Here is a 25,886-nt window from a genome sequence, read left to right on the forward strand (position 1 = left end):
CTGTACATAAAAACAGACGGATTGGACATGAGTAAATTAACCGCACGCCAGGCCGAAGTATTAGCCCTAATTAAAACCCATATAGAAGAAACGGGCTACCCGCCTACCCGCGCCGATATAGCCAAAGAGCTGGGCTTTAAATCGGCCAACGCCGCCGAAGAACACTTAAAGGCCTTGGCCCGCAAAGGTGCCATAGAGATTATACCCGGTGCCTCACGAGGCATACGCATCCCTGAAAACAAAGGCCTACCCATTATTGGTCAGGTAGCCGCCGGCAACCCCATACTGGCTACCGAGCACATAGAAGATTACTGTGAAATGCCCAGCTCATTCTTCAGCCCCCATGCCGATTACTTTTTACGGGTGCGCGGTGACAGCATGATGGATGTAGGGATTTATGATGGCGATTTGTTAGCTGTACACAGCACCAGCCAAGCCAATAACGGCGAAATTGTTATCGCCCGCATAGACGATGAAGTCACGGTAAAACGCTATAAAACCACCCGCAGCAAATATCAGGTGCAACTACTACCCGAAAACCCCGACTACCAACCTATAGAGGTAGACTTAAGGCATCAGGATTTTGCTATTGAGGGTTTAAGTGTAGGGATAGTTAGGCGCGGATCGTAAGCTTAGCAACTCCTTATAACATTAGTTAAAAGGGCCGTTATTCGGCCCTTTTTTTGTGGCTGTTTTTTGCCACAGGCTTGGCACAGATCAGCCAGCCAAGCTAAAACGTTCACCGCTGCTCTCTATAAATGCATCATCGCCCTCTAGCTGCGCCTCATCCACCAGGCGGTAATAGCAGCTGCGGCTAAGCCTAGCGCTTAAGCCCCTATCCAGCAGTAATTGCGGCACAGGCTCACCTTCTTCATTGCTAGGCACCTGTAGCGGATATTGTTTTGATAAGGCGTATTTCAAGCCGGTATTGAGGGTAAACACAAACACTGACTGCCCCTGCTCGGTTATACACTGATAATCCGTTGCGATTAAGGGCTGAGCCTCAACCTGTATACGCCATTTTTCTACCGGGGTAATCAGGTAGTATTCGCCATCATCTTCGCGCCTTAATATAGAGGCAAATAAGCGCAGCAAGGGTTGCCGTTGTATTTCGCCCCCCTCGTGCCACCAAGAGCCATCGGGCTTGATCACTATAGCGATGTCACCACTTAAATCAGGCTGCCACTGCTCTATGGGTGGGCGCGTGGGTTGGTCTTTAAGATAAGCCTCTATGCCCGCCAGCGCCTTACTCTCCACCACTGAGCTCCTTGGCTACAGCCAGCATAGGTTTATAAATTAAGGTGGCAATATCTTCACCGGTGAAGGATAGCGGTGATTTAGTGGCCTTAAGGCTGACCTTATCAACGACTTGGCCAGAGTTAATATCGTAAATACTGAGCAAGATATTGGCCTGCTTATAGGCGCTCTCGTAACTGCCGTCTAAGTTTTGAAACCTATCCAGGGCGTTGAGTTCTATGGTCATCATAAAGCCGCCTTGCTGCAGGCGAGCCTGATGTAAGGCGCTGGCAGTAGTGCTGGCATCAATTGGTAAAGCTTGCGCAAAGTAATGCCCCAAAGCTCGCTGTGCGGCCTGTAAGAGAGATTCTTGTGACTCTTTATCATCGACTATGGCAGCAATAACAAAGCGGCTTTCGCGGGCAAACACATAGCTGTGCCAACGGCTAATATCATAATCGTCCACTATGCCTAGCTGGCGTGAGTAATGCTGCGCTTCTTGTTTAATATAAGCAGGCTCACAGGCGCTAATTAACAATAACAGTGCCGCTATTAAAGCGGCCTTATAGCAACTCATTGCTTAATCCTTATCGCTCTTTAATAAATATGAGGTTTTACAGGAATAGTAGAGCAAAAAAAAGCCTTCACAAGGAAGGCTTTTTTATCTTAGTTTAAAACTCTGACGGTGATAACACCTTCAACATCTAAGATTTTTTTCAGCACCTCGTCACAAGGCACCTGCGCCACATCAATTAAGTTGTAGGCTATATCGTCGCGGCTCTTATTAATCATATCCACTACGTTAATATCCTCATCCGCTAATAAGCTTAGGATATTACCTAACATTTTAGGAATGTTGCGGTTAGCAATGGCTAAACGTGGGCAATCAGCCCGCTCCATAGCGATAGTAGGAAAGTTAACAGAGTTTTTGATATTACCGTTTTCAATAAAATCTTTGATTTGATCTGCTGCCATAACCGCACAGTTATCTTCCGCTTCATCGGTAGAGGCACCGATATGTGGCGTTAAAATCGTGTTAGGCACGCCAATTAAGCCGGGCTCTGGGAAATCGGCAATATACTGGCCTAAATCACCATCGTTTAATGCACTAATAACCGCAGCGGTATCAACAATCTCAGCACGGGCAAAGTTTAATAAACGCAGGTCTTTTTTACAGCTGGCTAGCAATTCGCGATTAATTAAGCCACGGGTGGCATCTAAAACCGGTAGGTGCAAAGTAATATAGTCACACTTAGAAAACAGGCTGTTTAGGTTTTCTACCCGCTCTACATTGCTAGACAAGCGCCAGGCCGACTCAACAGACAGCGCTGGGTCATAACCTTTAACAGTCATGCCTAATTCTAAGGCAGCATCAGCAACCATAGAACCTATAGCACCCAGGCCAACAACACCTAAGGTTTTACCGGCTAATTCGTTGCCCTTGTAGTTCTTTTTCTCTTTTTCCAACAAGGTGTTCATTTCAGCCTTGTCAGTCATATCTTTTAAAGTGTCTACGTATTGCACGCCTTGTAAGATACCGCGTGAACCCAAGCACAGTGCAGCAATAATTAGCTCTTTTACCGCATTGGCATTGGCACCCGGGGTGTTAAAAACAGGGATACCGCGCTCAGTACAAGCAGCAACGGGTATGTTGTTAACCCCAGCACCCGCTCTGGCTATACCCAATACTGACTCAGGGATATCCTCAGGCTGTAGTTTATGGCTGCGCAACAAAATGGCTTCGGGGTGAGTAAACTCACTGGCAATTTCATAGTGGTCGCGAGGAAGTCTTTCCAAACCTTTAACAGAGATTTGGTTTAACGTTAAGATTTTATGCACGATGTACTCCTAAATAACAAAAAAACAGTTACATTACTTCATCGTAATGTCGGCGCTATCTCTTATAGACTGCTGATAAGCCTCAAGGCTTTGCGTGCTATTAGCGCGGTATAATTGGGCCTCTATGGCTTGCTGCTCACCCTCGCTCAGGTCGCTGAGCTTACCCTCAACAACTTGGCTGAGGCCAGCTATCGCTACGTCACCATTGCGTAGGCTATGGCTAGCGTACGTGGCAGCATCACCAGACTTGGGCTTGGCCATGGCAAAAATTGCGGCGCTGAGTTCACGAGGGGCCTTGGCGGTAACGCGGCTTACCTCTTGCTCAGATTTAACACTGTAGCGCTCATTATCCTGCAGGCTAGCAAAGCTGCTTTCGCCACTATTTAGCTTGGCCAGTAATTGCTCAGCTTCGCCTTTTAACAGCTCAGCAGCCTTGGTTTTTTTCAGGTTCTGGCTGATTTGCTCACTTACCTCGGCAAAGGGTTTAGGCTCTGCGGGCTTATGCTCTAAGACGCGCACAACAATGTAGTGGTCGGCAGCTAATTCCAGTACCGCACTGTTGTTGCCATCTTTTAGCACTTCATCACTGAAGGCGGCCTTCATGACTTTGGCTTGGCTTAATACGCCAGCACTATCGCTGCGGCCCAGCCAATCTGACTGCTGCACAGTAAGGTCTAGCTCTTTGGCAGGTCCTTTTAGGTCGGCAGAGTTAAACACTAAATCACGCAGGTTTTCTACTCGGCTAACAAATGTGGCTTCTGCCTGCTCTAGCTCTAAGCGCTGCTTAATCGCAAGCCGACGGTCTTCATAACTGGGCTGCTCAACGGTTTTAATATCGGTAACCAAAATCAAATGCACACCCGCCTCAGTCACCACAGGCTCAGAGACTACACCTTGCTCAGCCGCAAACAGCACCTCGTCAAAGGCTTCCGGGAAGGCATCGCCACTGCTATAACCCAGGTCACCGCCTACAAAGGCTGAGCCGGTGTCTTCAGAGTGCTGTTCAGCTAGGCTGGCGAAGTCTTCACCGGCATCAATTTTGGCTTTTAGCTCTAGCGCCAGGGCCTTGGTTTCGGCTTCATTGCGCTGGTCGGTAATCTCTAACAATATATGTGAAGCTTTACGCTCTTCTGAACCACTAAAATCGGCCATTTCTAGCTCGTAAGCCGCCTTGATGGCCTCTTCGTCTACCGGCTGGGCGAAGTCGCTTTGCTTGAGCTCTATATAAGCTAGCTTAAGTTTAGGCTCGCGCTGAAAGCGCTCTATATTATCTTGGTAGTAGGCGTTGAGCTCTTCGTCGCTAACACTGACTGCCGCCAGTTTTTCCGCGATAGAAAGGGTTAAGTAATCAAAACTACGCTTTTGGCCCACGATGCTTGCGGCATAAGCCAGCTCTTGCTGGGTGACAAAATCAGAGCCGGCGATACCACTGGATAGTTGGCGGATAATGACATCGTTACGCAATAGCTCTTTAAAATAGCCCATGCTATAGCCGTTGCTGCGCAATACGTTTTCGTAAAGCTGAGGGGAAAATTTACCGTCTTGCTGAAACTGCGGCATATTGAGTATAAGTTGATCTATAGTGGCCGGTGATGCACTGATGCCTTGATCTAGCGCAGCTTGCAATAATAATTTTTGCTGTATCAATTGCTCTAAGGCAGATTGTTTAATGAGCTCATCGTTAAGTAAGCTAGGATCGGCGTTTTCGCCCATAGACTCCAGCAAGCGTCTTTGCTGTACGCGTATCGCCTGTTCCAGCTCTATTACGGATAGCTCTTCACCATTGATTTCTGCCGCAGCATTACTGCCGCTATTGCCCAACAAGCTCTCAACGCCTGCGGCTGCAAAAATGACCACAATGAGGCTCACTATTATTTTGGCAATAATGCCCTGTGAGTTATCACGAATATTCTGAAGCATTTAACACGTTTCCATCTTAACCTGAGTTAAATAAAAAAAGCGCACCATGTTGATGCGCTTTTTCCATATTGTCTAACCAACAATAACTGTCACTGCTATAGCATGCATGCTTTAACGACAGCAGTGTTAATTAATTTACAGCGTCCTTAAGAGCTTTACCGGCTTTGAAACCGGGAATTTTGGCCGCTTTAATTTGGATAGGCTCACCAGTTTGTGGGTTGCGACCAGTGCGTGCTGCACGATCTTTTACCGAGAAAGTACCAAAACCCACTAATACTACTTGATCGTCTTCTTTTAAAGCATTGGTAATTGCTTCAACAGTTGCATCTAAGGCACGACCTGCCGCAGCTTTAGGTAGATCAGCTGACGCTGCGATGGCTTCAATTAATTCTGATTTATTCACACTTATACCCCTTCTTAGTATTCTTTGTCTTTTCCGATTATTGTATCTGAAACGTCTTGTGTTGCCTTAGCAAGGTGGCAATTTATACCAATTGCCTGATGCCCCCGTCAAGGCTACATCTCAGGTTTAATGCGCCTTTGGGCGATTTTTTTCTTTATTGCCGCTTTTTTCATCACTAGAGCTCTCGGCCGCAAAGCTTTTGCTCATATATTGATCATCTGTTAATGCCGTTGGCGCTTTGACCAAAGCGATATCCAAGACCTCATCTATCCATTTAACAGGCTTAATTTCTAGATCTGCTTTAATATTGTCAGGAATTTCTTTCAAATCTCGGCTATTTTCATCGGGAATAATTACCGTCTTAATGCCACCTCTATGAGCCGCTAACAACTTCTCTTTTAAGCCGCCTATGGGTAGTACTTGCCCGCGTAAGGTAATCTCGCCTGTCATGGCCACCGATGACTTCACCGGTATGCCGGTTAGCACCGATACTAGGGCCGTACACATACCTATGCCGGCACTGGGGCCATCTTTAGGGGTAGCACCCTCAGGTACGTGTATGTGCAGGTCGTGGGTGTCATGATACTCGGCGGTTATACCTAAGGACTGCGAGCGGCTGCGTACCACGGTAATGGCGGCCTGTATAGACTCTTGCATTACATCGCCTAGCGAGCCGGTTTTAACCTGGCGACCCTTACCTACTACCGAGGCGGCTTCTATAGTGAGCAATTCGCCCCCCACAGAGGTCCAGGCCAAACCAGTCACCTGGCCAATTTGGTTTTCTTCCTCGGCCTTGCCATAGCTGAATTTACGTACACCGCTGTACTGCTCTAGCTGATCAGGGCCTATGGTTAAGGGCGGCTTCTGCTCATTTAATGAGTAGGCTTTAACCACTTTACGGCACAGCTTAGCCACTTCGCGCTCTAGGCCGCGAACACCAGCTTCACGGGTGTAATAGCGCACCAGGTCTCTTAGGGCTGGTTCGGTAATATCCAGTTCGCTATCTTTTAAACCGTTGTTTTTCATTTGCTTAGGCTTGAGATAACGCTCGGCTATATTCACTTTTTCGTCTTCGGTGTAACCGGGTATGCGTATCACTTCCATACGGTCCAGTAAGGGGCCGGGAATATTCATGGAATTGGAGGTACAGATAAACATTACATCAGAGAGGTCGTAATCCACCTCTAGATAATGGTCATTAAAGCTGTTGTTCTGTTCGGGGTCTAACACCTCCAACAAAGCAGAGGCCGGGTCACCACGATTATCCATGCCCATTTTGTCGATTTCGTCTAATAGGAACAGTGGGTTTTTAACGCCTACCTTAGATAACTTTTGCACGATCTTACCCGGCATAGACCCTATATAGGTACGACGGTGACCGCGAATCTCAGACTCATCACGAACGCCACCTAGAGCCATACGGATAAATTTGCGGTTGGTAGACCTAGCAATAGACTCGCCCAAGGAGGTTTTACCCACGCCCGGAGGGCCAACCAAACACAGCACTGGGCCTTTGATTTTTTTAACTCGCTTTTGTACCGCTAGGTATTCAAGTATGCGCTCTTTAACCTCTTCCAAACCGTAATGATCTTTCTCTAAGATTTTTTCGGCGCGTTTTAGGTCATGCTTAACTTGGGTGCGTTTCTTCCAGGGGACACTGATCATCCAATCGATATAGCTGCGCACTACTGAGGCTTCGGCCGACATGGGCGACATCATTTTTAGCTTATTGAGCTCAGACAGGGCTTTTTCTTCACCCTCTTTGCTCATGCCGCACTCTTTGATTTTTAGTTCTAGGTCTTCTATCTCGTTGGGGGCATCATCCATATCCCCCAGCTCTTTTTGAATGGCTTTCATTTGCTCATTCAGATAGTACTCGCGCTGGCTCTTTTCCATTTGTTTTTTAACGCGGCCGCGTATGCGCTTTTCAACTTGAAATAAATCAACCTCAGCCTCCATCAGGCCCATTAGGTGATCTAGGCGCTCGCGCACATCAACAATTTCTAGGATGGCTTGTTTTTGGTCTACCTCTAGCGCCATATGGGCAGCCATGGTATCAGCCAAGCGGCCGGGATCATCGATACCCGCCAGCGAGGTCAGTACCTCAGAGGGGACTTTTTTGCTGAGGTTTACATATTTATCAAACTGCTCCATGGTGGTTTTAACCAGCGCATTGGCTTCAGTTTCTTTGATTTTTTCAGGTAGCTGCGGCTGCATGCTGGCGGTAAAAAAGCCCTGCTCAGCGCTGACCGACTCGATTAAGGTACGCTGACCACCTTCCACTAACACTTTAACAGTGCCATCGGGTAATTTTAGTAACTGCAAAATAGTCGATAGCGTGCCTATGCTGTAGATGTCTTCGGCACCGGGCTCATCGACAGAGGCATTTTTTTGGGCCACCAAGATAATCTGTTTATCGTGGGCCATGGCCTCTTCTAAGGCTTGTATAGATTTTTCGCGGCCGACAAACAGCGGCACCACCATGTGCGGGTAAACAACAACATCACGAAGGGGCAACAAGGGGTAGACGGTTGCCTGATTATCTTCACTCATTTAAATACCTTTTCGGTGCTTACACCGCATAGTTGAGGCCATTAATTCACGATTCTATAGCGTAGCAGCTCTATACTGCTAGCACATGCTTAAGCATATGGGGGCTATAACGTTACATTACAAGGCATAGTAAAAGAATTAAGCTTTCTGCATAAGGCCAGAAATGAAAAAAGGGCCTGTTAGGCCCTTTTTGCGCGGTAAGTTATCGCCTTAGTCTTCAGGTGCGGCTTTGGCAGCCTTTAGCGCTTCAGTCTTGTAAACCAGCAAGGGTTTTGAATCGCCCCTAATGACTGACTCGTCGATAACCACTTTAGAAACGGTATCTTCGGAGGGGATGTCATACATGCTATCGAGTAATACTGACTCTAAAATAGAGCGCAAGCCACGAGCGCCGGTTTTGCGCTCCATGCCTTTTTCAGCGACCGCTCTAAGCGCATCGGTTCTAAAGTCTATCTCCACGCCTTCCATTTCAAACAAGCGGCCATATTGCTTGGTTAAAGCATTTTTAGGCTCGGTTAGTATGGAGATCAAGGCCTCAACATCTAGCTCTTCTAGGGTAGCGATTACCGGCAAACGCCCCACAAACTCGGGGATTAAGCCGTAGCGAACCAAATCTTCTGGCTCTAGGTCACTCAGTACTTCACCAAAGTTTTTGTTGTCTTCTTTGCTCTTCACTTCAGCGGAGAAGCCTATGCCACCCTTTTCAGAGCGATCGCGTATCACCTTATCTAAGCCAGCAAATGCGCCGCCACAGATAAACAGGATGTTAGAGGTATCAACCTGTAAAAACTCTTGCTGAGGATGCTTGCGGCCACCCTGGGGTGGAACTGAAGCAACAGTGCCTTCGATTAGCTTAAGTAGAGCTTGCTGTACGCCCTCACCCGACACATCGCGAGTAATAGAGGGGTTGTCAGACTTGCGAGAAACTTTATCGATTTCATCGATATAGACTATGCCCATTTGTGCCTTGTCTACATCGTAATCACACTTTTGCAGTAGTTTTTGGATGATATTCTCTACATCCTCGCCCACATAACCGGCCTCAGTTAAGGTCGTCGCATCGGCGATTGTAAAAGGAACATCTAGCAAGCGGGCCAAGGTTTCAGCCAGTAGGGTTTTACCGCTACCGGTAGGGCCTACTAATAAAATATTACTCTTGCCTAGCTCTACAGCCTCTTTTTTACCATCGGCATAGCGCAGACGCTTGTAATGGTTATAAACCGCAACCGACAATACTTTTTTAGCCTGGTTTTGGCCTATTACATACTCGTCGAGTATGGCCTTAATTTCGTGAGGAGTTGGCAGCTTTTCTTGTGGCGCGTCAGAGCCTGCTTCCTGCACCTCTTCGCGAATAATATCGTTACAGAGATCTACACATTCATCACATATGAATACAGAAGGGCCTGCAATGAGCTTGCGTACCTCATGCTGACTTTTGCCGCAAAAAGAGCAATAAAGCAGCTTACCGCCGTCTTCGCCGTTATCTTTTGTATCATCACTCATTATAAAAAATACCTCTTGAGCACCTTTGCCACCCTAACTATAGGGTTTTAAGCATTATTTTAGCCTGTCTTGGAGACTAAGATGCGTTTTTTTAGCTCTTTTTGCAAGCACTAAGGGCAAATCTGCGACTTAGTGCTATAACAAACCGCTTTACTTGTCAGTGGGTATTTCGCGGCTGCTCAATACCTGATCAACCAAGCCATAATCCCTGGATGCCTCTGCATTCATGAAGTTATCGCGCTCGGTATCGCGGGCTATGGTTTCAAAATCCTGACCAGTGTGCTCTGCCATCAGGTGGTTTAAACGCTCGCGTATGATTAATATCTCTCTAGCCTGAATATCGATATCGGTGGCCTGACCTTGGGCGCCACCGCTGGGCTGGTGAATCATGGTGCGGGCATTGGGCAGGATAAAGCGCTTACCCTTGGCACCGCCGCTAAGCAAAAATGCCCCCATGCTGGCTGCTTGGCCTATACACATGGTGCTAACATCAGGCTTAATAAACTGCATGGTATCGTATATAGACAAGCCTGCCGTTACTGAGCCGCCGGGAGAGTTAATATACACATGTATGTCTTTATCGGGGTTTTCAGACTCTAGGAACAGGAGTTGAGCTACCACCAAATTAGCCATATTGTCTTCAATAGGGCCAACAATAAAAATAACTCTTTCCTTAAGCAAGCGTGAATAGATATCGTATGAGCGCTCGCCGCGGGCGGTTTGCTCCACAACCATAGGTACTAGGCCCAGGTTAGTGATCTGCTGTTCATTCATCGCATTGTGACCGTATCTCGACATAATGTTCTCTTGTTATCGTTAAAGTTTGTTATTACTTTAAATGGGGTTAGTGAAGTCGCCCCTTAAGATTATGGGAATGCCTATAAAAATCAAGCGACTAACTTAAAAAGTGTAGTCGCTTGAACGATTGAGCATTAATAAGGTGGGCTTATTCAGCCTCACCATCTTCAGGCTCTGGCGGCGCTGCTGGCGCCAGCACCTCGTCATAGGTGCTATCTTTCTCAGTCACCTTAGACTCTGACAATATATGCTCAACCACCATATCTTCAACTACCATAGACTCAACTTGCTGTAGTTGCTGTGGGTTACCATAGTAATAATTGATAACTTCTTGTGGGTCTTCGTAAGTAGACGCGAAGCCTTCAATAGTTTCTTTTACCTTGGCGGCATCCGCTTTGATTTCTTTGGCGTTGATTAATTCATTAAGAATCAAACCTAACTTGACACGACGCTCGGCCTGCTCTTGGAACATATCATCAGGTAGCAATGAGTCTAAATCCAGGTTTTGAGCACCGCCGCCAAACTGCTGCACCATTTGCTGACGCAAAACTTTGATCTCTTCTTTAGCCAAAGCTTTAGGCACTTGAATTTCAGCGTGTAGTTCTAAAAGCGAGTCCATAACCTGATTTTTGGTTTTAGACTTAGCAGCGTTTTCCAGCTCGCGCTCCATGTTTTCGCGCACGTCGGCTAAAAACTTCTCTTCACCGCCTTCGCTAACGCCAAACTTGGCAAAAAACTCATCATTTAACTCAGCAGGCTGTTTTTCGCTTACTGTATTTACCGTAACTTTGAACTCTACTGCAGCGCCTTTAAGCTCTTCTGAGTGATATTCTTCTGGGAAGGTTAACGCTAAGACTTTTTCTTCGCCGGCTTTCATGCCTACGATACCGGCCTCAAAGCCTGGAATCATTTGGTTAGAGCCCAGTGTCAAATCAGAGCCTTCGGCACTGCCGCCCTCAAAAGCCACACCATCTTTGGTGCCAGCGTAATCGATATTAACCTTGTCGCCATCGGCAGCTGCGCGCTCAACCACTACGAACTCGCCCTGCTGCTCACGTAGGGTGTTAACCATTTTTTCTACGTCAGCGTCTTCAACTTTGGCATTTAGTTTTTCAACTTCTATGCTCGCAAAAGACTTAAGTTCTATTTCGGGGAAAACTTCAAAGGTGGCAACGTACTCTAAGTCTTTACCTTCTTCGGCAGTCTTAGTTTCAATTTCAGGCATGCCAGCAGGCTTTAGCTTTTCCTGCACTACCGCTTCGCTGAAAGTTTGATTCATGACTTCGCCTAATACTTCCTGGCGCACGCCAGCACCAAAGCGCTGCTTTAGTACACGCATAGGCACTTTGCCCTTGCGGAAACCGTCGATACGTACAGTACCGGCTGCTTTTTGTAGACGGGTGTTCACTTCGCTATCTATGCGATCTGCGGGCACACCAATAGTTAAACGACGCTCTAAGCCTGAAGTCGTTTGAATCGAAACTTGCATGGGAATTCCTCTGCCGATTGAGCTGCTGCTCAGATGCGTGCCGACTGATGCTTGAGTAGCACTGACAGCGCATCGATAAATTTGCACATATTAACTATGAATAAATGGTGCGGACGGAGAGACTCGAACTCTCACACCTTGCGGCACTGGAACCTAAATCCAGCGTGTCTACCAATTTCACCACGTCCGCTCTAGCTGGTCTGAATGATACTATTAAAACCAGCTCGCTGCTAGGCAGCTAAACCTTTAATCAACTTTAACATAAGTTGATAAGCGATTGAATACACTACTAAATCAACTTTTTATCGAAGTGTGCTCGATCACAGGGGCTGCGATTATGACAAAAGCTTTGATGCGGTTCAACCATAGTTACGAAGATTTCTTATATTATTTTCAATGCTGGGTGTTTTTCACTCCAAATGACTAAAAAAGCACCTTGGGATGTGCAATTAAGAAGCAGAGCTCCTCATTGCTATTATTTTCAATCACCGCCCCACCCCAAGCCTTAGGCAAAAATACGGCTTGTTCAGCAGATAAAATCTCATCATTTATCAGCAGCTCACCCTTAATGGCCATCAATAAGGCGTATTGCTCATTGGCCGGTAATTGAGTTTGCTGGCTGGGTTGCAGGCAGTAGCGCCTAACCTCGAAGTCATCAAAATCGACTATGCGCTCTATTCTCACCCCCCGCCCTAGCCCAGCCGAACCTTGGGGCAGTAACTCAAAATCACTTGCAGGCTCAGCCGCCAGTGACATCAGCTGTACCGCTTTGTCAGTGTCCCAGTGATCCTGGGTTAGCACCTTTTGGGCAAAAGAAACAATCAAGCGCTCGTAGACCGGGGTTTGAAACTCCACCGTACGCACACCGTGCTGTAATGAGTGCGGGGTTAGGCATGGCACTTTCACTACGTCACCTACTCGCAGCGGTAAAAATTCAGTGAAGCTTTCCATGTCGGCACGCAACTCTTGCTCTTTGGCACATAGCGTTTGGTCATCGCTGGCCTGCGGCTGCTCGTCCAGCGTTCGGCGCACCTGCTCGTAGGCTTTGACCGCTTGCAAAAAGGCCTGCTTAAAAGCCGCCTCATCTTTATATTCGGCTAATTTCTCAGCTTTAAAACCAAAACGAATCGCACCCACGCCATTAGGCCAAGCGGTTTTGTCTACGGCGGTGACCACATACACTTCGCGCTTCTCTTCATGCAGCTCAAAGTACAAATCACCGGTTACCGGCTGTGGCAGTGGGTCTAAAATTTTTAATAAAATTAGCGAACGAGCTAAATCACCACACAGCTGCTGCGGTAAGGCGGCCATCACCCAGGGCAAGGGAGCGGCTAACTGATTGCTGGCCAACAACTCGGCAACACCGCGCTGCTCTATTCCGGTGTACCAAATTTCTTGCCCCCAGGGCTTGGCTATGGCTACGGTTTGTAAGCGTAAGGCTTGATCGGCCCGAAACAAAGGCAGGTCGTGCTCATTGCAAAAATCTGTAAAGCCCTGCATGGCGGCAAGCAGCTCGCCCCAAGGCTTATTTTGCTCAGTCACGGTAAAGCTAATATCAATGCCGCTAGTCGTGGCTGCAAACTGATATAAGCCCCACAAGGGTTTAATCGGCTTGGCGGGCAGCCAATACTGCTCAAAGTCAAAAGCCACCGCAAAATGCATCAGCGCTTTGCCGCCAGCATTAAATGCGGCCAGTTGCGCGTCTATAATTTTTGTGGGCTCACCTGAAAACAACATAATAGATAAAAAACTCTGTAGTAATTTGGCTAACCATTAACCGGTTAAGCAGTTAGGATCAAAACGGTAAGCGCCCGACAACCAGGCGGTTACGTCCTCAGCTATGGGGTGCTGAATTCTCTCATAGTCATTTAGCAATTGCCGAATCTGCTGTGACGAAAGTGCAGCTAAACCCTGTTGTGAAAATAAATGCAGGTCGCGCTGCAGTAGTAGGCGCAAATCTGGCGCTACACAGTAATCAAGCAATCTGGCTGTACCGCCATGCAATACCGAGCTGTATGCCTGCAAGGCCAGCTTAGCAATATGCGCTTGATTCATGGGATTAATCACCACCCCGGCACTACTGCTTAATAAGCTGCTATCGCGCCCCTGCACCTTCATTAGCGGTAAATAGTCCGCGGTTTTTTTACCATCATTAGCAAAACCGTTATCCCAAACCAGCGGCTTACGCTTAAGTATGTGCTGGATTTTAGCTAACGAGGCAGGGCTAATGCTTGGGCTAATGACCTTGTCCCCCGTCCAAAACACATCAACTTCACTGGGCAGCGATGCACCCAGTTGCTGTAAATAGTCGCTGGGCATGGCACCAAAAATTTCTTCCAGCACAGGGTCAAAAGAATAATAGCTGGGGCAGACAATATGATGAGCGGCATGACTATGGGATAAGATATCTGCCACTATAGTTAACTGCCGCTGCGCTAAATCGGGAAAATCACCGGGCATATCATCAAATAAAATACAAAGTATGTCAGGCTGCAATGCGTTAATGGCGTCAAGCTTGGCCTTCAACAAAGCCTGATCGTTAGCGCTGTAATCGCGAAACAACTCGGCAGGCGATAAGCCAAGCCCCCATTTCACTCCCGCCCGCTGGTAACAAGCCGCCAACTTTTGTAACTGCAAATAATGCTCGGGTGGAAGCGGCTTGCGCCATTGCGAGCGTAAATAAGCATCGGATTTGGGAGCATAAATGTAAGCATCGTAATTATTAGCCGCCAAAAAACTCGCATAGCCGCAGCGTACTGGCCAAGACCAAGCTCGACCATAAAAGCCTTCAATTACTGCCTGAAAAAAAGCTGTCACTTGCCGCCCGCATTAAGTTAACCACCAATAGTGCCTGCATGTTACACATAAAGGCTTTTTTAATGAACTATAAAACCGCGACAACAATTCAGCAGCAATGCATAACTAGCTCAGCCCATATGTTTTTTGGTGCGCGCGGTAGCCTTGGCAGTGGCGGGATCCTCAGGCCAAAAATGCTTGGGGTAGCGGCCGCGCATTTCTTTGGCAACTTCGTGATAACTACCCGCCCAAAAGCCAGCTAAGTCATCAGTGAGTTGCAACGGGCGCCGCGCAGGCGATAGTAGCTCCATTAGCAAGTTAAGCCCCGGCCCAATGGTGGGTGTTTGCACCAAACCAAAACACTCCTGCATGCGCACCGACAAGATGGGCTTATCACCACGCATATAATCAATGACATGATTATTGCCCGTAGGCAGTTGCAGGCTATTGGGTGCATATTGCGCCAGCAATTGCTGCTGCGGCCAAGACCAGCTAGCCAATACAATATCCGCCAGTTTGATTTTTTTAAAATCAGCCTTACTTTTAACACCCGCGACATAAGGTGGCAGCCAATCCTCTATATGCTTTAACAGATATGGCTCACTTATATCGGGTAGCGGCTGCGCATGATGCTGATTAAACCACTGTACCCTGGCAGCTAATGACCTATAAGCCTTGTCATCCAATACAGCCAAGCCCTGGCTGCGCACATAGGCTAGCACAGCCTCGGCCAGCTGTTGCTTGTTGGGGCTGACCACCCGCTCAGAGAGGGTGATTGCACCTATGTTGTGACGCTCTTTGGCGACAAAGGCCTGTACCGACTCATCCCAGTCTAGGGCCAGGCTTTTCTGCCCCTGCTGCTGGCTTAAGGTATTGATATGACTATCTGCTACAGCGATTGCTGAATGTATATAGGCTAATTGCCCCGCCCTAGCGCTACTGCCGTAATCCAACACTAGCAACCAGGGCGTGCCGCTGAGATGATCTTCGGGGTGTAATTTGAGCTCATGACCATTGGCTAATAAATAACGATCCGAGCCCGCTGCCCGCTGTTTGGCCACCCTGTCGGGATAGGCCGTTAATAATAAATCGGCTGCACAGGGCTCTATACTCAGCGCTGCTGGTTGCCACTGCCCCTTAGGGTTAATGCGCTTAAGCACTCGCTGGGCCTGACGTAATACCCGCTGAGCAGCTGAATGCTTGGAGCCACTATTACGCCCTGCGCTGAGCAGCAAGCGCTGGGCTGCAGCCGCAAAGTCAGCTTGCCGCTGATTTTTCTCCAGCGGTGGCTCGGTTAATAACGTTGCCAATATTACCGCCTCGGCCAATTGCGACCCTGCCTGCAGGCACATAGCTGCTAAGCGCGGATGCAGGCCTGTGGCTGCCATGGCCTGGCCAATAGCCGTTATTTGGCCGTTATGATCAATGGCTTGTAATTGAAATAATAATTGCCGGGCGGCCTGCAGGGTGGTGTCGGTAGGCTTATCCAGCAGCAGTAGCTGGTTTAGGTCAGTTTCGCCCCAGCAAGCTAGCTCTAATAAAAAAGGAGCGAGGTCTTCGCGCATAATCGCAGGGCTATCAAAATCGTACAGGCTGTGGTGACTATCCTTGGACCACATGCGATAACAGTGGCCGGGGGCGGTGCGCCCCGCTCGCCCTAGGCGCTGCTCGGCCGATGCCTTAGAAATACGCTGACTAAGCAAGCGTGACATGCCCTTATGATTATCAAAACTGGCCACCTTGGCGTAGCCTGAATCGATAACAACAGTAATCCCCTCTATGGTGATACTGGTTTCGGCCACATTTGTAGCCAGCACCAGCTTGTACTCGCCCGCCTTAACAGGGGCGATGGCTGCGCGTTGCTGCTGTTCGGGCAAGGCGCTGTGCAGGGCGTAAACGCGCAGCGCTGCTGGAAGTGAGCTGGCCAGTAACTTCGCCTCTAATGCTCTAATCTCTTGCATGCCGGGTAAGAAAATCAACATATTGGCCGGCTCAGCCTTCAGCAGCTGCAATATCAAACCTTTGATTGCGTCAATTAAGCCTTCTTGGCTGGCAGCTTGATAATGGGTTTGCACTGGATAGCATCGCCCGGCAGAGCTAAGCAACTTGGCATCGGGCAGTGCCGCACATAGCTGGTCGGCTGCCAAGGTGGCAGACATCGCAATCAGACTTAAAGGCTGGCTGTCATCCCTATAGCCCTGCTGGCATTGCAGACATAAGGCCAAGCCCAAATCCAGCGATAGGCTGCGCTCGTGAAATTCATCAAAAATCACGCAGCTGACCCCGGCCAGCTCTGGGTCAGCTTGTAATAGCCGTATAAACACCCCTTCGGTCATTACCTCTATGCGGACCTTGGGCCCGGTGACAGTTTGATAGCGGGTGCGTAGACCTATGGCCTGCCCTAAGGGCTGGTTGAGCTGGCGTGCCAAAAAGCCTGCCACATTCGCCGCAGCCAAGCGCCGTGGCTGGATGAGATAAATTTTGCCCCCGCCTAGTTCAGCCATATTCAGCAGCCACAATGGCAGGCGGGTACTCTTACCTGCACCTGGCGGAGCGTGAATTATAATTTGCGGATGCTGTACTAATGCCTCGCTAAAAGCGGGAAAAAGTGCATCTATAGGTAACTCGGGACTGTTATTCATTACAAGGAATTTTTACCGCTAATAGCTGCAAAAGCTTATCGCTAATTCGTTTAAGGCCAGGCCATATTGCACTGGAAAAATAAGGGATCTTAACAATACTTAACAAACAGTCGTCATCTCTCCCCTATGTTTGGCGATTGTTAGAGTGCTGAGGCTGCCCTGTAAGCCCTCACTGATACACTCTCTTCAAATGGTACTTCCGGCGCTTTATTAAGCGCCGGTTTTTTATGCTTTTCAAAATCTTACAGAGCATTCTTAAAACTAAAATCAACTATTTTACTTTAAATAACTGCTGAAAATTGGCCGTGGTGATTTCGCACAACTGCTCAAAGCTCACCCCTTTTAGCTCCGCCACACACTGCGCCACCTCCACCACATACTGAGGCACGTTCTTTTTGCCCCTGTAGGGGATAGGTGCCAAATAGGGAGAATCGGTCTCAACCAGTATGCGCTCTAATGGCACGCGCTTAACCACCTCTCTTAGCTCGGCGGCGTTTTTAAAGGTGACTATGCCAGAAAAAGAAATGTAGTAATTCAGGTCCAAGGCCTGCTCGGCCATTTCCCAGCTTTCGGTAAAGCAGTGTAATACCCCCGCCACCGAGCTGTCGCCATGCTCACGAATAATGTCTATGGTATCTTCGCGAGCATCGCGGGTATGCACTATAACCGGCTTTTGCACGGCCTTAGCTAAGGCTAAGTGGGCCTTGAAGCTCGCGCGCTGGGACTCAGCACTCTCGGCGCTGTAGTAATAATCCAAGCCGGTCTCACCTACGGCAATAACACAGTCTTCAGCTGCCCATTGCGCTAGCTGCGCCTGCTGGCTGGCTGTTAACTGCTCGCCCTGTACATCCATAGGGTGCACACCTACTGCGGCGTATACGCCCGGATATTGCTTAGCAATACGCATTACTTCAGGTGCATTGCCCATATCAATACCCACGCAGAGCATACGCGCCACACCGCGGTCATTGGCCTGCTCTATCACCTTGGCCAAGTCGCCGCCATAGGGGCTTAAATCCAGCCTATCGAGATGGCAGTGGGAATCGACTAACATAAAAAACCTCTACTTTTAAAAAACAAATCCAGCTATAGAATCAAAAACGGCCCATTAATGGGCCGCTGAACAAATCACTGTGCCGTTATTTTACATGGTATGGGTGGGTCTGTCGGACTCTAGTGAGCCGGCTAAATAGGTTTCTATTTTCTTGTTGGCGGTATCATCCTGACCATTAAAATGCACGCCTATGCCCGCTGCGCGATTGCCCTGCGCGCCCCTAGGCGTAACCCAGACCACCTTGCCAGCAACAGGGATTTTTTCTGGCTCATCCATTAGATTCAGCAGCATAAACACTTCGTCACCCACACGATATGGTTTGTTTGTGGGTATAAATAAGCCACCGTGCAACAAAAACGGCATATAGGCCGCATAAAGTACGGCCTTGTCTTTGATGGTTAGGGAAAGGATTCCGTTTCTAGCCCCTGGGGCCGGTGCAGTACTCATCACCTACTCTCTCTGTTTAGGTTATTGTTATCTATCAGCGCCACCACTACGTAAACACTCAAAGACAGCATGGCGCATAAGTTTGAATTTTGCAGCCCAGCCTCTTTAGGGTCAAGGCTTATTAGGCTTGTAGCCTAAATAAGCTTAACGCTTAAGGGTGGCGCAACATTTTAATAATAGATCCTCTACCACCAATTGGCGATTAGGGTTAGCGCCGCGCTGCACTTTAGCGGCTAAGGCCTGCACCTCGTCCAGCAAGCCAAACAGATTTACCGCAGGCGTAACCAGCCAAGGCTGCCAGGCCTCACTAAGCTCCGCCCCTGCCTGCTCGGCGCGTATCAGCTGTGCCAGCTTGTTTTGCAGCCAGTGTAAAATATCCAGCAGGGCGTGATCTTTCCACTTATCGGCCAGCGTTAAAGGCTGCATACGTTGGTTTAATGCCTCTAGCAGCTGCTGCTCCATATCTTGATATTTTTGCAGCGCACCGGAATTCAAATAATCCAAGGCTAAAATAGGCTTGCCGCCAGCCTCGTCTAATAACTGTTGCGCTAAGGCGGGATTAGCAGTGGCAGAAGTCAGCCAAGGTAATACCTGCTCCTGCTGCGGTACGGGGAAATACAGTTGCTGGCAACGCGAACGTATAGTGGGCATTAAGGTGCCGGGGGCATCACTGATTAAGATTAACAAGCTATTTTCAGTGGGCTCTTCCAAGTTTTTCAAAATGGCATTGGCGGCATTGATATTCATGGCTTCTGCTGGCGCGATAATGGTGATTTTATAACCACCCGCATGGGAGGTTTGCGCGATAAAATCGACTACGCCACGTACTTGATCAACCTTAATTTGGCGTGCGCCCTCTTCCGGTTCTATCAATTTTAAATCGGGATGCGAACTCTCATTGAGGTGGCAGGATTTACACTTGCCGCAAGCGGTAGCCAACGTAGCCTGCTCGCATAGCAAGCTGTAGGCCAAGGCCTTAGCAAAACGCAACTTGCCCACACCCTCGGGGCCAGCAAACAACACCGCATGGGGCAGGCGCTGTTTCTCATGCAGGTCTACCATATGCTGCCACTGGCTATCGTGCCAGCCATAGTGTGGCTGCAGCGGTTGTGGCTCGTCACTCATAGCTTAACCTGCGCCAATAAAGCTGCTAAGCCTTTAGTAATATCGGCCTGCACAGCTGGCAGCTGTTGCGCTGCATCAATGACCAAAAAACGCTGGTGGTGCTGTTGCGCTAATTGCAAATAGGCCTGCCGCACGCGCTCAAAAAAATCCATCTTTTCTTGCTCAAATCTATCCAGCGCGCCGCGCTTTTTGGCCCGCGCCATGCCCACTTCTACCGGGGCGTCTAGCAACACCGTACAGTGCGGCCGTAAATCACCTTGTACTAATTGCTCTAGCTTAGCGATAGTGTCAAAGCCCATCTCTCTGCCGCCGCCTTGATAGGCGTAAGTGGCATCAGTAAAGCGGTCGCACAGTACCCAGTCGCCACGCTGTAAAGCAGGCTTAATCACCTCGTTGAGATGCTGCGCTCTAGCGGCGAACATTAATAACAACTCAGCGGTGTCGCATACGGTTTCATCGCGCGGGGTAAGTAATAGCTGGCGCATATCCTCGGCCAAGGGTGTGCCGCCTGGCTCGCGAGTTAAAATCACCTTAATACCGGCAGAGCGTAAATGCTGAGCAATAAACTCTATATTGGTGGACTTGCCCACCCCTTCTACGCCCTCTACGGTGATTAATTTACCCTGCACTGACTACCTCTACTGTGATTATTTTTTGAATGGCTGCTAAAGCGTTATGGGATCGCCATTATTGCACAGGCGGCGAGGAACGATAGTTTTTACTGCGCCTATGCATCTGATATTTTTTCACCGCCTTATTATGCTCGGCTAAGCTGGCAGAAAAGTAATGACTGCCATCACCCTTGGCAACAAAATATAAGCTGTCGCCGCTAGCCGGATGCAGCGCCGCATGTATCGCTTCTCGCCCCACCAACGCAATAGGCGTAGGCGGCAAGCCATGATGACGGTAAGTATTATAGGGGTTGCTACTATCTTTTAAATGCTTACTAGTGAGGTTGCCATCAAAATCAGCCCCTAAGCCGTAAATCACAGTAGGATCAGTTTGCAGGCGCATATTTTTTTGCAGGCGACGCACAAATACGCCAGCAATCTGTTCACGCTCGCTGACCACACCAGTCTCTTTTTCAATTAAAGAGGCCATGATTAGCGCTTGATAAGGGGTTTCATAAGGCAAGTCATCTTGGCGCTGCTGCCACTCTGACGCCAATACTTGCTGCATACGTTGATAGGCGATTTGATAAAGCTGGGTTTCGCTTAGCCCTAAAGAGTAGCGATAGGTGTCGGGAAATAATAAACCCTCTATAGAGCCATAGCCCCGCTCTTGCACCTGCCGTTGCCACCAAGCGTTGGTAGCGAGATCGAAATCGCGATTAATTTTTGCATGTTTTGCCACGGCCGCCTGCAACTCACTAAACCGCCAGCCCTCAACAAACGTGATGGGATAGCTTAATACCTCGCCCTTGCGCAATTGTAGGCATAATTGTTTGGCGCTGGTACCGGGGCGAATAAAATACTCCCCTGCGTGCACTTGGCTTGCCAGGCCAGTAAGCCGCGCATATAAAATCAACAATTTTGGGAAAGATAAAATTTGCTGGCGTTGTAAATCGTAGGCTAAAGCCGCAAAAGAGCTACCGGGTTTTAAATGATAACTATAGCCCCGCGCAGGAATATTTAATGGCTGGCGCAGATAGTGATAAAACCCTACACCGGCCAAGATAAAAAATAACAAACAAAGTAATAAGCTGCGCCGGATAAATTTAAACATAAAGCTCATCGTGCAGCGCACGCTGTAATAAACGCGTAGTTGCTCCAATTTTTTTATTAAAAGCAGCCACAGTAGTGACAGGCACTATGCCTATTAAACTATTACAAATAAACAGTTCATCAGCATTGTGTATGTGCTCTGGCAGCACCCTATCCACACTAGCGGCCAGCTGCAACTTGGGTGCTAGCTGACTTAAAATATATTCCCGCATTACCCCTGCCACACCGCAACGATCCAGATGCGGGGTAATAAGCATACCGTCTTTAACAATAAAAATATTAGACATCACCCCTTCGGTAACGCAGCCCTGGGTATCGAGCATCAAGCCTTCGTATATGCTTTGGTCGTGCCACTCTGCTCTGGCTAATACATTTTCTAAGCGGCAAAGATGCTTCATACCAGCCAGCAGCGGGTTAATTGCCAACTGAGTATCGCAAAACCGTAGGCGCACCCCTTGCTGCTGCAGTGATTTATAATCAACACTGGTAGCGCTAAGCTGCAATAGGCGATTGGCACCGCCTGCCACATAGCCATAGCCACGCTGACCAGATTGGCGAGTAACAATAATTTTTAATACTTCGCAGGCTTCTGGCTGGGCGGATTGCAGGATGTTGTTGATATCGAGGTTTAGCGCCGCCATATCAACATTAATCGCCAGCCGCAAACAGGATTGCTGTAATCGCTGCAGGTGTAAATCCAATAATTGCGCACGGCCGTTAACAATGGCAATGGTTTCGAATAGGCCATCACCATAAGCCAGGCCACGATCCTCAATCGAGACAAAATCACCACTGATACCATTGATCAAGCTAGCCATAGGCATCGCCATAACCTTATTGGATTTTAGAGAACAGCAAACTACCGTTGGTGCCACCAAAACCAAAAGAGTTAGATAGCGCATGGTCTATCTTGATGCTTTGGGCGGTGTGAGGCACATAGTTTAAGTGACAGCCCTCATCGGGATTGTCTAAATTTATTGTAGGCGGCGCCACTTGATCGCGTATGGCCAACACACTAAAAATGGCCTCTACCGCACCGGCAGCGCCTAACAAATGGCCTATCATGGACTTGGTTGAGCTTACCGCCACCTGCTTGGCCGCAGCCCCCATGACTGCCTCTACTGCCTTACTCTCGGCGACATCGCCAGCGGGCGTTGAGGTGCCGTGGGCATTGATATAGTGCAGGTCTTCAACGTTAATACCAGCATCGTTTATGGCGTTGCGCATAGAGGCGGCCGCACCGGCACCATCGGGTGGTGGCGATGTCATGTGATGAGCATCACCGCTCATGCCAAAGCCGCTTAGCTCTGCATAAATAGTAGCGCCACGTTTTTTCGCGTGCTCATACTCTTCCAACACCAGCACACCCGCGCCGTCACTGAGCACAAAGCCATCGCGATCTTTGTCCCATGGGCGGCTGGCCGTTTGCGGACTGTCATTGCGGGTAGACAGCGCACGCGCCGCCGAGAAGCCCCCTAAACCTAAAGGTGTTGAGGACATTTCAGCGCCCCCCGCCACCATGGCGTCAGCATCGCCATAAGCAATCATTCTAGCGGCCGAGCCTATAGAGTGAGTGCCGGTAGTACAGGCCGTGGTAATCGCAATATTAGGGCCTTTTAGGCCGTATTTGATCGACAGGTTGCCGGCAATCATATTAATAATGCAGCCGGGCACAAAAAAAGGAGATATTTTACGCGGGCCACTGGCCAGTAGCGCATTATGATTCTTCTCTATAAAACCCACGCCGCCTATACCGGAACCTATGGCACAGCCTATGCGGTCAGCATTTTGTTCGGTGACTTCTAGGCCGGAATCCGTAATGGCTTGTATTGCAGCCACCATTCCGTACTGAATAAAAGTATCCATTTTGCGGGCATCTTTGGCAGGCATATAAGCCGCCACATCCAGATCCCTAATGGAGCCACCAAAGCGAGTGTTATAGGCCGAAACATCAAAGTGCTCGATAGCGGCTATTCCGCTTTTGCCATTAACAATATTGTCCCAGCTGGTTTTAACATCATTACCTACGGGCGTTACCATCCCTAAGCCTGTTACAACCACTCTACGTTTTGACACGTGACAACTCCTTATTGTTAGGTATTAACCAACTGTTTTAGTTATTAATAGGCAAAAATAGCGCATAAAAAAAGCCGTCCTAAATAAATAGAAACGGCTTTGCCTTGGTTTAGCGAGAGCTTAGTCCAAGTTTTTGTTGATGTAGTCTATAGCTAATTGAACAGTAGTGATTTGCTCGGCTTCTTCATCAGGAATTTCAGTTTCAAATTCTTCCTCTAAAGCCATTACCAACTCAACTGTATCCAAAGAATCAGCGCCCAAGTCCTCAACGAAAGAGGCAGATGTTTGCACTTCGTCCTCTTTAACACCTAGTTGTTCTGCGACAATTTTTTTGACTCGTTCTTCAATGCTGCTCATGGTCTGTATAGACTCCTAATTTAATGAAAATATCACTATAGGCAATTTATTGTTTGGGTGCCTACAGCTATTTAATCCGTCTGTGCAATCTGGCCTAGGCCAGCCTACAAGACCACTGGATATAATTGGCGGGCATTTTACCCTGAATTTTTACGACTTGTAACCTTAGTTTGGCAAAATTAACCGTTATTCGACTGAAAACGGTTAATTTTCAACCAATTTTAAGCCATATACATGCCGCCATTAACATGTATGGTTTCACCGGTAATATAGGCAGCGCCATCACTTACCAAAAATGCCACTACCGCGGCTATCTCGTCAGGGTTGCCCAAACGCCCTAAAGACACCTGAGTTAACAAGTTGGCTTTGTGATCATCGCCTAGGTCTTTAGTCATATCCGTGTCAATAAAACCCGGGGCAACCGAGTTAACGGTGATATTACGCGAACCCAACTCTCTGGCCAAAGCGCGCGAAAAGCCCTCGACCCCAGCTTTGGTCGCCGCATAATTAGACTGCCCAGCATTACCCATGGAGCCCACGACTGAGCTGATATTAATAATACGTCCCCAGCGCGCCTTGCTCATACCCCGTACGCAGGCCTTAGAGAGGCGGAAAATGGCATTGAGGTTGGTATCAATAACATCTGACCACTCCTCATCCTTCATACGCATCAAGATATTATCTTTGGTAATGCCGGCGTTGTTGACCAGCACCGTGGGGGCGCCAAACTGTTCATTAACAGCAGCCAGCACGGCGGCAACAGAATCGGCATCGGTAACGTTTAAGCACATACCCGCACCCGCTACACCGGCCTCTTTTAAATAAGCGCTGATTTTTTCGGCGCCACTTTCAGTTGTAGCGGTACCTACAACCACATAACCCAAAGCACCTACTTGCTTGGCAATGGCTTGGCCTATGCCGCGGCTGGCACCTGTTACTAAAGCTACTTTAGCTGACATATTGATATACTCCGTTTATTAATTACAGTTCTGCCAAGGCTTTATCAAAACCGGCGACATCTTCCAGCGCAAATGCTGACAATGATTTTTGAATACGGCGATTTAAGCCACCCAATACCTTGCCGGGGCCACACTCTACGGTTTGCTCTATACCAGCGGCAACCATGGTCTCAACACAGCTCACCCACTTAACCGGGCTGTAAATTTGTTGCACTAGCAACTCTTTAATTTTGGCGGGGTCACTTTCGGTTTGTGCATGCACATTGTGCACCACAGGGATTTCTGGGCTCAGCACGGTTAAGCCTGCAATTTTTTCAGCCAGCTTTTCCCCTGCGGGCTTCATTAAAGAGGTATGGAAAGGGGCACTGACTGGTAGCGGCATAGCGCGCTTGGCACCGGCTTCTTTACAGGCTGCAATCGCAGCCTCAACAGCGGCAACCTTACCGGCAATAACAACTTGGCCTGGGGAGTTGAAGTTTACTGCCTCAACCACACCAGCTGCCGATGAGCTGTTACAAATATCTAAAATAACATCGTCATTTAAACCCAGCACAGCCGCCATAGCGCCCTCGCCTACAGGCACCGCCGTTTGCATAAACTGGCCTCTATCGCGCACCAAGGTCACGGCGTCGGCGAACTGTAAGCTACCGGCACAAACCAAGGCTGAAAATTCGCCTAGGCTATGGCCCGCCATCAAAGCTGGCTTAAGATCGCTTTTTTGCTGCCAGCAGCGCCATAAAGCAACACTGGCGGTTAGTAAAATAGGCTGGGTACGCTCGGTTAAATTAAGTTGCTCTTGCTCGCCGTTTTGCACCATATCCCAAACATCGTAACCCAGGGCTTGCGAAGCCTCAGCAAATGTTTCTGTTATAACGGGATAAGCCGCTGCCATTTCAGCCAGCATTCCTACTTTTTGTGAACCCTGGCCAGGAAAAACAAAAGCCACAGAGGAGTTAGACATATTC

Annotated in this window: 23 protein-coding genes and 1 tRNA gene; 1 reads left to right on the top strand and 23 read right to left on the bottom strand. The window is 48.5% G+C overall.

All coding sequences use genetic code 11. The features are described from left to right. Positions 1 to 27: 27 nt before the first annotated feature. A complete protein-coding gene (gene lexA / locus NO559_RS04025) occupies positions 28 to 630 on the top strand; it encodes a transcriptional repressor LexA (protein ID WP_258330504.1) in 603 nt (200 codons plus the stop codon). Between the two features lie 87 nt (positions 631 to 717). On the opposite strand, the gene NO559_RS04030 is transcribed toward lexA, so the two are convergent. From NO559_RS04030 to fabD, 23 genes are all read right to left on the bottom strand, one after another. Beyond that, positions 718 to 1,257: a DUF1285 domain-containing protein gene (locus NO559_RS04030; protein ID WP_258330505.1), complete on the bottom strand. Its 540-nt coding sequence runs from the start codon at positions 1,255 to 1,257 to the stop codon at positions 718 to 720. Beyond that, on the bottom strand, positions 1,247 to 1,813 hold the full coding sequence (locus NO559_RS04035) for a hypothetical protein (protein ID WP_258330506.1): 567 nt from the start codon (positions 1,811 to 1,813) through the stop codon (positions 1,247 to 1,249). Before NO559_RS04035 ends, NO559_RS04030 begins: the two co-directional genes overlap by 11 nt. 89 nt (positions 1,814 to 1,902) lie before the next feature. Continuing rightward, positions 1,903 to 3,075 (bottom strand): phosphoglycerate dehydrogenase, encoded by a 1,173-nt coding sequence (locus NO559_RS04040; protein WP_258330507.1) that lies wholly within the window; start codon positions 3,073 to 3,075, stop codon positions 1,903 to 1,905. 33 nt (positions 3,076 to 3,108) lie between these two features. Continuing rightward, complete coding sequence (locus tag NO559_RS04045; RefSeq protein ID WP_258330508.1) at positions 3,109 to 4,995, bottom strand: SurA N-terminal domain-containing protein; 1,887 nt, start codon at positions 4,993 to 4,995, stop codon at positions 3,109 to 3,111. A gap of 130 nt (positions 4,996 to 5,125) precedes the next feature. Then, the gene (locus tag NO559_RS04050) at positions 5,126 to 5,398 is read right to left on the bottom strand and encodes an HU family DNA-binding protein (RefSeq protein WP_258330509.1); all 273 of its coding nucleotides are present in this window, start codon (positions 5,396 to 5,398) and stop codon (positions 5,126 to 5,128) included. 126 nt (positions 5,399 to 5,524) lie between these two features. Further along, positions 5,525 to 7,951: an endopeptidase La gene (gene lon, locus NO559_RS04055; protein ID WP_258330510.1), complete on the bottom strand. Its 2,427-nt coding sequence runs from the start codon at positions 7,949 to 7,951 to the stop codon at positions 5,525 to 5,527. Positions 7,952 to 8,161: 210 nt separating this feature from the next. Continuing rightward, positions 8,162 to 9,454, bottom strand: coding sequence for an ATP-dependent Clp protease ATP-binding subunit ClpX (gene clpX / locus NO559_RS04060; RefSeq protein ID WP_258330511.1), 1,293 nt, complete (start codon positions 9,452 to 9,454; stop codon positions 8,162 to 8,164). 150 nt (positions 9,455 to 9,604) lie between these two features. Further along, on the bottom strand, positions 9,605 to 10,228 hold the full coding sequence (clpP, locus tag NO559_RS04065; RefSeq protein ID WP_258330539.1) for an ATP-dependent Clp endopeptidase proteolytic subunit ClpP: 624 nt from the start codon (positions 10,226 to 10,228) through the stop codon (positions 9,605 to 9,607). A gap of 172 nt (positions 10,229 to 10,400) precedes the next feature. After that, entirely contained in the window at positions 10,401 to 11,741 is a 1,341-nt protein-coding gene (tig, locus tag NO559_RS04070) for a trigger factor (RefSeq protein ID WP_258330512.1), read from the bottom strand. A 105-nt stretch (positions 11,742 to 11,846) separates the two neighbouring features. Beyond that, positions 11,847 to 11,931, bottom strand: a tRNA-Leu gene (locus NO559_RS04075). Positions 11,932 to 12,164: 233 nt separating this feature from the next. Next, on the bottom strand, positions 12,165 to 13,478 hold the full coding sequence (locus tag NO559_RS04080; protein ID WP_258330513.1) for a hypothetical protein: 1,314 nt from the start codon (positions 13,476 to 13,478) through the stop codon (positions 12,165 to 12,167). A 36-nt stretch (positions 13,479 to 13,514) separates the two neighbouring features. Beyond that, a complete protein-coding gene (locus tag NO559_RS04085) occupies positions 13,515 to 14,558 on the bottom strand; it encodes a protein O-GlcNAcase (RefSeq protein WP_258330514.1) in 1,044 nt (347 codons plus the stop codon). Positions 14,559 to 14,668: 110 nt separating this feature from the next. After that, positions 14,669 to 17,179, bottom strand: coding sequence for an ATP-dependent helicase HrpB (hrpB, locus tag NO559_RS04090; RefSeq protein ID WP_258330515.1), 2,511 nt, complete (start codon positions 17,177 to 17,179; stop codon positions 14,669 to 14,671). Positions 17,180 to 17,450: 271 nt separating this feature from the next. Next, entirely contained in the window at positions 17,451 to 18,233 is a 783-nt protein-coding gene (locus NO559_RS04095) for a TatD family hydrolase (RefSeq protein ID WP_258330516.1), read from the bottom strand. 90 nt (positions 18,234 to 18,323) lie between these two features. Then, the gene (locus tag NO559_RS04100) at positions 18,324 to 18,680 is read right to left on the bottom strand and encodes a PilZ domain-containing protein (protein ID WP_258330517.1); all 357 of its coding nucleotides are present in this window, start codon (positions 18,678 to 18,680) and stop codon (positions 18,324 to 18,326) included. 144 nt (positions 18,681 to 18,824) lie between these two features. Further along, a complete protein-coding gene (locus NO559_RS04105) occupies positions 18,825 to 19,805 on the bottom strand; it encodes a DNA polymerase III subunit delta' (protein ID WP_258330518.1) in 981 nt (326 codons plus the stop codon). Beyond that, entirely contained in the window at positions 19,802 to 20,434 is a 633-nt protein-coding gene (gene tmk, locus NO559_RS04110; protein WP_258330519.1) for a dTMP kinase, read from the bottom strand. The genes NO559_RS04105 and tmk overlap by 4 nt, the downstream gene beginning before the upstream one ends. A gap of 58 nt (positions 20,435 to 20,492) precedes the next feature. Continuing rightward, positions 20,493 to 21,530 carry an endolytic transglycosylase MltG gene (gene mltG, locus NO559_RS04115; protein WP_258330520.1) on the bottom strand — a complete coding sequence of 346 codons (1,038 nt, stop codon included), beginning with the start codon at positions 21,528 to 21,530 and terminating at the stop codon, positions 20,493 to 20,495. After that, positions 21,523 to 22,347 carry an aminodeoxychorismate lyase gene (pabC, locus tag NO559_RS04120; RefSeq protein WP_258330521.1) on the bottom strand — a complete coding sequence of 275 codons (825 nt, stop codon included), beginning with the start codon at positions 22,345 to 22,347 and terminating at the stop codon, positions 21,523 to 21,525. Before pabC ends, mltG begins: the two co-directional genes overlap by 8 nt. Positions 22,348 to 22,363: 16 nt before the next feature. Next, a complete protein-coding gene (fabF, locus tag NO559_RS04125) occupies positions 22,364 to 23,605 on the bottom strand; it encodes a beta-ketoacyl-ACP synthase II (protein ID WP_258330522.1) in 1,242 nt (413 codons plus the stop codon). Between the two features lie 120 nt (positions 23,606 to 23,725). Beyond that, positions 23,726 to 23,962 carry an acyl carrier protein gene (acpP, locus tag NO559_RS04130; protein WP_019530303.1) on the bottom strand — a complete coding sequence of 79 codons (237 nt, stop codon included), beginning with the start codon at positions 23,960 to 23,962 and terminating at the stop codon, positions 23,726 to 23,728. A 221-nt stretch (positions 23,963 to 24,183) separates the two neighbouring features. After that, positions 24,184 to 24,921 carry a 3-oxoacyl-ACP reductase FabG gene (fabG, locus tag NO559_RS04135; protein ID WP_258330523.1) on the bottom strand — a complete coding sequence of 246 codons (738 nt, stop codon included), beginning with the start codon at positions 24,919 to 24,921 and terminating at the stop codon, positions 24,184 to 24,186. 22 nt (positions 24,922 to 24,943) lie between these two features. Beyond that, the gene (gene fabD, locus NO559_RS04140) at positions 24,944 to 25,882 is read right to left on the bottom strand and encodes an ACP S-malonyltransferase (RefSeq protein ID WP_258330524.1); all 939 of its coding nucleotides are present in this window, start codon (positions 25,880 to 25,882) and stop codon (positions 24,944 to 24,946) included. Positions 25,883 to 25,886 lie beyond the last annotated feature (4 nt).

It is taken from the genome of Dasania sp. GY-MA-18, from assembly GCF_024734385.1.
Classification (GTDB): Bacteria; Pseudomonadota; Gammaproteobacteria; order Pseudomonadales; family Dasaniaceae; genus Dasania; species Dasania phycosphaerae.

Coding starts and splice junctions, on each gene's coding strand:
- acpP (WP_019530303.1), bottom strand. CDS start 23,962: ATGAGCAGCATTGAAGAACGAGTCAAAAAAATTGTCGCAGAACAACTA.
- clpP (WP_258330539.1), bottom strand. CDS start 10,228: ATGAATGAACAGCAGATCACTAACCTGGGCCTAGTACCTATGGTTGTG.
- fabG (WP_258330523.1), bottom strand. CDS start 24,921: ATGTCAGCTAAAGTAGCTTTAGTAACAGGTGCCAGCCGCGGCATAGGC.
- lexA (WP_258330504.1), top strand. CDS start 28: ATGAGTAAATTAACCGCACGCCAGGCCGAAGTATTAGCCCTAATTAAA.
- NO559_RS04080 (WP_258330513.1), bottom strand. CDS start 13,478: ATGTTGTTTTCAGGTGAGCCCACAAAAATTATAGACGCGCAACTGGCC.
- clpX (WP_258330511.1), bottom strand. CDS start 9,454: ATGAGTGATGATACAAAAGATAACGGCGAAGACGGCGGTAAGCTGCTT.
- NO559_RS04100 (WP_258330517.1), bottom strand. CDS start 18,680: ATGAGTACTGCACCGGCCCCAGGGGCTAGAAACGGAATCCTTTCCCTA.
- NO559_RS04105 (WP_258330518.1), bottom strand. CDS start 19,805: ATGAGTGACGAGCCACAACCGCTGCAGCCACACTATGGCTGGCACGAT.
- NO559_RS04035 (WP_258330506.1), bottom strand. CDS start 1,813: ATGAGTTGCTATAAGGCCGCTTTAATAGCGGCACTGTTATTGTTAATT.
- lon (WP_258330510.1), bottom strand. CDS start 7,951: ATGAGTGAAGATAATCAGGCAACCGTCTACCCCTTGTTGCCCCTTCGT.
- pabC (WP_258330521.1), bottom strand. CDS start 22,347: ATGGCTAGCTTGATCAATGGTATCAGTGGTGATTTTGTCTCGATTGAG.
- fabD (WP_258330524.1), bottom strand. CDS start 25,882: ATGTCTAACTCCTCTGTGGCTTTTGTTTTTCCTGGCCAGGGTTCACAA.
- hrpB (WP_258330515.1), bottom strand. CDS start 17,179: ATGAATAACAGTCCCGAGTTACCTATAGATGCACTTTTTCCCGCTTTT.
- NO559_RS04045 (WP_258330508.1), bottom strand. CDS start 4,995: ATGCTTCAGAATATTCGTGATAACTCACAGGGCATTATTGCCAAAATA.
- NO559_RS04095 (WP_258330516.1), bottom strand. CDS start 18,233: ATGTTAGTCGATTCCCACTGCCATCTCGATAGGCTGGATTTAAGCCCC.
- mltG (WP_258330520.1), bottom strand. CDS start 21,530: ATGTTTAAATTTATCCGGCGCAGCTTATTACTTTGTTTGTTATTTTTT.
- tig (WP_258330512.1), bottom strand. CDS start 11,741: ATGCAAGTTTCGATTCAAACGACTTCAGGCTTAGAGCGTCGTTTAACT.